Raw genomic sequence first — 4507 nt, forward strand, 5'->3', positions numbered from 1 at the left:
GTGACGATCTGGGCCGGCTCGGTGACGGCGACCGTGGGCTTGGACGCGGTTTCAAGCGCCGGCGCCCTGGTCAGCAGGCGGCACAGCCGCGCCAGCGTGGCCTTCATCTCATGGCGGTGCACGACCATGTCGACCATGCCGTGCTCACGCAGATATTCGGCGCGCTGAAAACCCTCCGGCAGCTTCTCGCGAATGGTCTGCTCGATCACCCGCGCGCCAGCAAAGCCGATCAGCGCACCGGGTTCGGCGATCTGGACGTCGCCGAGCATTGCATAGGAGGCGGTGACGCCGCCGGTGGTCGGATTGGTCAGCACCACGATGTAGGGCTGCTTCGCCTCGCGCAGCATCTGCACGCCGACCGTGGTGCGCGGCATCTGCATCAGCGACAGGATGCCTTCCTGCATCCGCGCGCCGCCGGACGCGGCGAACACAATGAAGGGCGACTTCTTCTCGACCGCGAGCTCGAGCCCGCGCACGATCGCCTCGCCCGCGGCCATGCCGAGCGAGCCGCCCATGAAATCGAAATCCTGCACCGCGACCACGACGCCGGTGCCCTCTAACTTGCCGTAGCCGACCTTGACCGCGTCGTTCAGGCCGGTCTTGGCCCGCGCATCCCTGATCTTGTCGACATATTTGCGCTCGTCGCGGAATTTCAGCGGATCCGCCGTCACCTCGGGCAGCGCGACGTCGAACCAGGTCTCGTTGTCGAAGATCGACTTCAGCCGCGCCACCGCGCCCATGCGCATGTGGTAGTTCGAGCCGGGGATCACGAACTGGTTGGCCTCGACGTCCTTGTAGAACACGAGCTGCCCGGAATCCGGGCACTTGATCCAGAGGTTTTCCGGCGTCTCGCGCCGCAGGATGTTGCGTATCTTCGGCCGGACGACGTTGGTGAGCCAGTTCATGGTTCGCTCCGAAATGCGGGTCGGTCCCGCACCAGCTGGATATATGGCGGGCCGGGCGAACCCGGCAAGCCGCCGTCTGCGGCCTTGTTGCCGCAAAATGTGGCTTATTCAGCGGCCTGCTTGGCGCCCCGGACCCCCTGCGCCAGCGCGGACACCAGGTCCGCCACCGCCCTCACAGTCTTCGGCGTCGCGCGGCCCTCGGCATCGAGGTTGGCGCGCACCACGTCGACGATCGCGGTGCCGACCACGGCGCCGTTGGCATTCTCGGCGATCGCGCGCGCCGTCTCCGGGGTGCGGATGCCGAAGCCGACACAGACCGGCAGCTTGGTGTGCCGCTTGATCCGGGCGACGGCTTCCGCAACCGCGTTCGAATCGGCCGTCGCAGCGCCGGTGATGCCGGTGATCGAGACGTAATAGACAAAGCCCGAGGTGTTCGCGAGCACCGCCGGCAGGCGCTTGTCGTCGGTGGTCGGCGTCGCCAGCCGGATGAAGTTCAGCCCGGCCTTCAACGCGGGGATGCAGAGCTCGGTGTCTTCCTCCGGCGGCAGGTCGACGATGATCAGGCCGTCGACGCCGGCGGTCTTGGCATCGGCCAGGAAGCTCTCGACGCCGTAGATGTAGATCGGATTGTAGTAGCCCATCAGCACGACCGGCGTCGTGTTGTCGTCCTTGCGGAAGTCGCGGACCATCGCCAGCGTCTTGCGCAGCGTCATGCCGCCCTTGAGCGCGCGCAGACCGGCGGCCTGGATCGACGGGCCATCGGCCATCGGATCGGTGAAGGGCATGCCGATCTCGATGACGTCGGCGCCGGCCTTCGGCAGCGCCTTGAGGATGTCGAGCGAGGTTTTTGCGTCGGGGTCGCCGGCCATCACGAAGGTGACGAAAGCGGAGCGGCCCTGCTGCTTCAGCTCGGCGAAACGTGCGTCGATACGGGTGCTCATGGGGCGGCATTCACTGTGCTATACCTCTCCCCTCCGGGGAGAGGTCGGCTGCGCAGCAGCCGGGTGAGGGGGATGGAGCAGTTCAAAGCAAGAGCAAGAAGCCTCCGCGCATCGCAAACGAGCGCCGAAGCGAAGCTTTGGCAGGCGTTGCGCAATCGCAGGCTGTCGCGATGGAAATTCCGGCGCCAGCATCCGGTTGACCGGTACATAGTCGATTTCGTTACACTTGACGGTAAGCTGATCATTGAGGTCGACGGCGTGACACATTCGACGTCATCCGAGGTAAAGCGCGACACAGCGAGGACTGAAGTCCTCGAAGCTTGCGGGTTTCTCGTCGTGCGAGTGTCCAATACGGACGTATACGAAAATCTCGAAGGCGTGCTCGAGATGATCGAAACATCACTTCGGTTCGAGTGAGCGGAAAGACCCCTCACCCGGCTGCTACGCAGCCGACCTCTCCCCGGCGGGGAGAGGTGGAGGAGATGCGGCCGATCTCTCACTTCTGCCTCGCCTTCAAGATGTCGCCGACCTGCGGCACGTCCTTGTCGCCACGGCCCGAGAGGTTGACCACCATCAGGTGATCCTTCGGCCGCTGCGGCGCGAGTTCGGACAATTTCGCGATCGCGTGTGCGGATTCCAGCGCGGGGATGATGCCTTCGAGGCGCGACAGCAGCTGGAACGCGGCCAACGCTTCCTCGTCGGTGGCCGAGAGATATTTCACGCGGCCGGTCTCATGCAGCCAGGCGTGCTCGGGGCCGATGCCGGGATAATCGAGGCCGGCCGAGATCGAATGCGCTTCCTCGATCTGGCCGTCGGCATCCATCAACAGATAGGTGCGGTTGCCGTGCAGCACGCCGGGGCGTCCGCCGGCGAGCGATGCCGCATGCAGCTGCGTCAGCCCGTGACCGGCCGCTTCGACACCAAAAATCTCGACCGAGGGATCGTCGAGGAACGGATGGAACAGGCCCATCGCATTGGAGCCGCCGCCGATGCAGGCGATCAGCGAGTCCGGCAGGCGGCCCTCGGCCTCCTGCATCTGCTTGCGGGTCTCGTGACCGATGATCGACTGGAAGTCGCGCACCATCATCGGATAGGGGTGCGGGCCCGCCACCGTGCCGATGCAATAGAAGGTGTTGTGCACGTTGGTGACCCAGTCGCGCAGCGCGTCGTTCATCGCATCCTTCAGCGTGCGCGCGCCCGACTGCACCGGGACGACCTTGGCGCCCAGCATCTCCATGCGGATCACGTTCGGCTGCTGCCGCTCGACGTCGACGGCGCCCATATAGACGACGCATTCGAGCCCGAACCGCGCGCACAGCGTCGCCGTCGCCACTCCATGCTGGCCGGCGCCGGTCTCGGCGATGATGCGCTTCTTGCCCATGCGGCGCGCGACCATGATCTGTCCGAGCACGTTGTTGACCTTGTGCGAACCGGTGTGGTTGAGCTCCTCGCGCTTCAGATAGATCTTCGCGCCGCCAAGATGCTCGGTGAGCCGTTCGGCGAAATAGAGCGGCGAGGGCCGGCCGACATAGTCCTTCAGGTAGACGTTCATCTCGGCCTGGAACGCCGGATCGGCCTTGGCGTCGGCATAGGCCCTTTCGAGATCGAGGATCAGCGGCATCAGCGTTTCCGCGACGAAGCGTCCGCCGAAAATGCCGAAATGCCCGCGCTCGTCGGGGCCGCTGCGGAAGGAATTGGGCAGGTTTTGATTCATCGAACCATCAGTTCTTCTGGCCGCGTCGCGGCGCTGTTTCCACTCCCTCGCCCCGCGCTTGCGGGGAGAGGGTTGGGGTGAGGGGTTTCTCCACTCGCTCAATCTTCATTGCGGCGCCCCTCACCCGCCCGCGCGTTGCGCGGTCGACCTCTCCCCGTGAACGGGGAGAGGTGAAGAAGGTTGGGTTGCGCGTGCGGCGCGGATGAAGGCGCGGATCAGCTCGGGATCCTTGACGCCCGGCGTGCGCTCGACGCCCGACGACACGTCGACCCCGCCGGCGCGGGTGACGCGGACAGCTTCAGCGACGTTTTCTGCGTTGAGCCCGCCGGAGACCATGTAGGGCAGCGCGAGATCGAGATTATCCAGCAGGTGCCAATCGAACGGCGCGCCGAGACCGCCCGGCCGCGTCGCATCCTTCGGCGCGCGGGCATCGAACAGGATGCGGTCGGCGACGCCGGCATAGCCCGGCAGCGGGGCGAGATCGGCCGCGGTCTCGACCGGCAGCGCCTTCATCAGCGGCAGGCCGAATTTCTGCTTGATGTCGCGCAGCCGCGCGGTGGTTTCCTTGCCGTGCAATTGCAGGATATCCGGCCGCAGCGTCTCGACGATGTTTTCGAGCGTGGCGTCGTCGGCATCGACCGTCAGCGCGACCTTCACGGCGCGGCCCTTGGCGCGGCTGCCAAGCTCGCGCGCGGTCTCGAGGCTGATATGGCGCGGCGACGGGGAGAAGAACACGAACCCCACCATGTCCGCGCCGCCCTCAAGCGCGACGTCGAGCGTCTCGCGCGTGGACAGGCCGCAGATTTTGACGAGCAGGGGCATGGTCTCGAAACGGGTCTCAAAAACGGGTTTTCGGGCGTCCGGAACAGGGGCTGCCCCGGGTCCGACGGGGCGGGTTCTACAACGTCGCGCCCTGCTTGTCTCGCCCATTGGGCCCGTAAAAGCCA

5 protein-coding genes are annotated in these 4507 nt (G+C 65.8%); 1 reads left to right on the forward strand and 4 read right to left on the reverse strand.

Features of this window, described 5'->3' with window-relative positions; translation table 11 throughout:
• Together accD and trpA are read right to left on the reverse strand one after the other, a co-directional pair.
• Positions 1 to 905: acetyl-CoA carboxylase, carboxyltransferase subunit beta (accD, locus tag H8B02_RS45495; protein ID WP_229172246.1), on the reverse strand; the 905-nt coding region annotated here is incomplete at its 3' end.
• A 104-nt stretch (positions 906 to 1009) separates the two neighbouring features.
• Positions 1010 to 1846 (reverse strand): tryptophan synthase subunit alpha, encoded by an 837-nt coding sequence (trpA, locus tag H8B02_RS45500; protein ID WP_229172247.1) that lies wholly within the window; start codon positions 1844 to 1846, stop codon positions 1010 to 1012.
• Between the two features lie 72 nt (positions 1847 to 1918).
• Here trpA and H8B02_RS45505 point away from each other — a divergent pair, with 72 nt between their 5' ends.
• A complete protein-coding gene (locus H8B02_RS45505) occupies positions 1919 to 2263 on the forward strand; it encodes an endonuclease domain-containing protein (RefSeq protein WP_229172248.1) in 345 nt (114 codons plus the stop codon).
• Positions 2264 to 2342: 79 nt separating this feature from the next.
• Here H8B02_RS45505 and trpB read toward each other — a convergent pair whose 3' ends face one another.
• Positions 2343 to 3560 (reverse strand): tryptophan synthase subunit beta, encoded by a 1218-nt coding sequence (gene trpB / locus H8B02_RS45510; protein ID WP_229172249.1) that lies wholly within the window; start codon positions 3558 to 3560, stop codon positions 2343 to 2345.
• A gap of 120 nt (positions 3561 to 3680) precedes the next feature.
• Positions 3681 to 4382: a phosphoribosylanthranilate isomerase gene (locus tag H8B02_RS45515; protein WP_229172250.1), complete on the reverse strand. Its 702-nt coding sequence runs from the start codon at positions 4380 to 4382 to the stop codon at positions 3681 to 3683.
• Positions 4383 to 4507: the final 125 nt, after the last annotated feature.

The sequence above is a fragment of the Bradyrhizobium altum genome, from assembly GCF_020889705.1.
Taxonomy (GTDB): domain Bacteria; phylum Pseudomonadota; class Alphaproteobacteria; order Rhizobiales; family Xanthobacteraceae; genus Bradyrhizobium; species Bradyrhizobium altum.